Annotated in this window: 2 protein-coding genes and 1 pseudogene; all 3 read right to left on the minus strand. The window is 61.8% G+C overall.

Annotation, left to right across the window (positions count from 1 at the left end; translation table 11 throughout):
- Positions 1-507, minus strand: a pseudogene (locus VN004_RS13375) (hypothetical protein); the annotation flags it as partial.
- A gap of 45 nt (positions 508-552) precedes the next feature.
- Entirely contained in the window at positions 553-1,497 is a 945-nt protein-coding gene (locus tag VN004_RS13380; protein ID WP_325610788.1) for a TAXI family TRAP transporter solute-binding subunit, read from the minus strand.
- 106 nt (positions 1,498-1,603) lie between these two features.
- The coding region (locus VN004_RS13385) for a GGDEF domain-containing protein (RefSeq protein WP_325610790.1) at positions 1,604-2,458 on the minus strand (855 nt) is incomplete at its 5' end.

The following is a 2,458-nucleotide window of genomic DNA, read 5'->3' on the forward strand; positions in this document are numbered from 1 at the left end:
GCCGACGATCCCTTCCACGGGCAGGAGCGCGATCTCGTAGGTAAGAGGCTCGTAGCGGACCGCGATATAGCCGCAGATTACGAGCGTGGTAACGACCGCAATCCAGTCGAAATACGCCGCAAATCGCTGTCGCGCGCCAAGGAAGGTCCAGGCAAGCAGCACCGCATAGCCCGCAACGAAAGGCAGCGGATTGGCCGCGACGACCTCATACCGGTAGATCGTGTAGGCCAGGAGGATGAGGGTTGCCGCCGCCGCGCCCGAGTGGATTGCGCCGAACTTGCGATCGGTCTCGACCGTGAAAGCGAGCGCGAGAACGAGTCCGATGCAGACCGTGAGCATCTGCTCGGTATAGAAGGCGACGTTGAACCACTGGCGGGGGACATCCATCACCCACAGCACAACGACTGCGATCAGAAGCGCCTGGAACACATTGGTCCAGAATCGCTGCGCCCGCGACGTAGCGGAGTGAAACTCCTCTGCGCCGGGGACGATGCGTTCTTCGCTCACGCCTGTGCTCCCGCTAAAGCGCCTGGGAACCGCCGCTTACTATCGTCACTGCAACGACTGCGGCTGGATGTTCTTTTCCTTGAAGTATTTGACCGCAGCGGGGTGATACGGCACTTCGTATTGCTTGTAGGCAAAGGCCGGCGTGAACTCGCGCAGCACCGGCTGCACGGCAATCAGATCGTCCTTGTTGTTGAACAGCGTGTCGAGGAACTTGTAGACGAACTCGTCGCTGGTCTTCGCGCTGGTAAAAAGCAGATTGTCGAAGCTGTAGACCTTCATCGGCTTTTCGACACCGATGAAGACCGGACTCGGCCGCACTTCGGTGAGATAGCCCCAGCGCTCGACCTTGCGCGCGGCGTCCATGCCCTTTTCGTCGATCTCGGTCATGCGGATACCGCCGGTGGTGGCGTCTACCTCGCGCACCTTCGGAGCCCCGTATGCGAAGTAGAAAGCGTCGGCCGAGCCCGAAACGAAATCATCCGCGCTGCGGACGACGTTCGGGACCATCACCGGCTTGATGTCTTTTTCGGTCAGGTTGGCTGTCGCGAGGATGGCGCGAACCGTCGGCTCCAGAGCGCGCATCGAGGAAAAGCCATAAGGCACCCGCTTGCCCTTGAGATCGCCCACCGTCCTGATGTCGGAGTCCTTACGCACGAAAAAGCCAACGCGAAGCGCATGCGCTGCACCGATGATCCGCAGGTCCTTGGCGCCCTTGTTGAAGCCGTCATGCACCTCCATCGCGTTGGAAATGCCGACTTCGGCCTCTCCGCGCGCAACCATGGGCACGATGATCTGGTCGCCCCCGGTCGGCTGGACCAGAACGTTCATGCCCGCCTTTTCCTTCAGCACCTTGGCGACGGCGGACGCTGTGGTGTGATTGAGGCTGCCGGGCGGCAGCGTCGCAAAGCCGTAGGTCTGGGCGTTTGCCGTTTGGGCGCCGAATCCGACGGCCGCCAGCGCAATCAGCGCCAGTTTGACCCTGAGCATCATTGTCATCCTCCCGTGATTTTTCCGGGATGATGGTCCTCCGAACCGGCAAAGGCAATGCGCAAGTGTCCGGGCGGCGATGGATATTTCGCTCTTAAGCCGGTTTCGCTCAGGCGGCCGATTTGGCGTGCATGTCTCGGATGCGAAGCGACGGAGTCGAAGCATCGAGATGCAGGACGAATTCCACCGAGGCGAGTTCACAGCGATTGCGGCCGCGCTCCTTGGCGGAGTACAGCGCCTCGTCGGCCTCGCCGAGCAGTTCCGACATATCGAACGGCCCCTTGTCACGGACCGCAACCCCTATGCTGCAAGTGGCGAACACCGGATGGCCCTCGACTTCGGATGCCGCTTCGGAAAATGACTCCCTGATCGCCTCGGCGACCTCCATTGCCTCGCTGCGATTGGCGCCGCAGAGCGCGATGGCGAACTCTTCGCCGCCCAATCTGCCCAGCAGATCATGCGGCCCGAGATGCGTGCAGGCGGTTTCGGCAAAAAGCTGCAGAACCCGATCGCCGAGTGCGTGACCGAACGAGTCGTTGACCGACTTGAAGTGGTCGAGATCGACCAGCAGCACCGCGGCGGGCTGCGGATTGTCCGCCAGGCGGCGCGCCATCACGCCCGCCCCCTCGAGGAACGCGCGGCGGTTCGGAATGCCGGTCAACGGATCGACCAGCGAGGCTGTCTTGTGCAGAAGCTCGGTCCGTTCCTTCGCCATGGCGAGCAGGATGAAAGCGATGGCGATGGTGAACAGCAGCGCTTCAAAGCTGAGCACCGTCAGCCAGACGCTTTCATAGACATGTGTATCGGGAAGCCACGGCATCACCGCGGCGAGCGGTGTCCGCAGCAGAAACAGCGAACCGTGCGCGAACAGCATAAAGATGAGCGGCCAGCGCGAGACCAGCGGCTCGCTGCGGCCCAGCCAGAATTCATACGCAGCCGCCCACGTATATCCGGTGATGATGAA

This window comes from Pseudorhodoplanes sp. (assembly GCF_035565855.1).
In the GTDB taxonomy this organism is placed as follows: Bacteria; Pseudomonadota; Alphaproteobacteria; order Rhizobiales; family Xanthobacteraceae; genus Pseudorhodoplanes.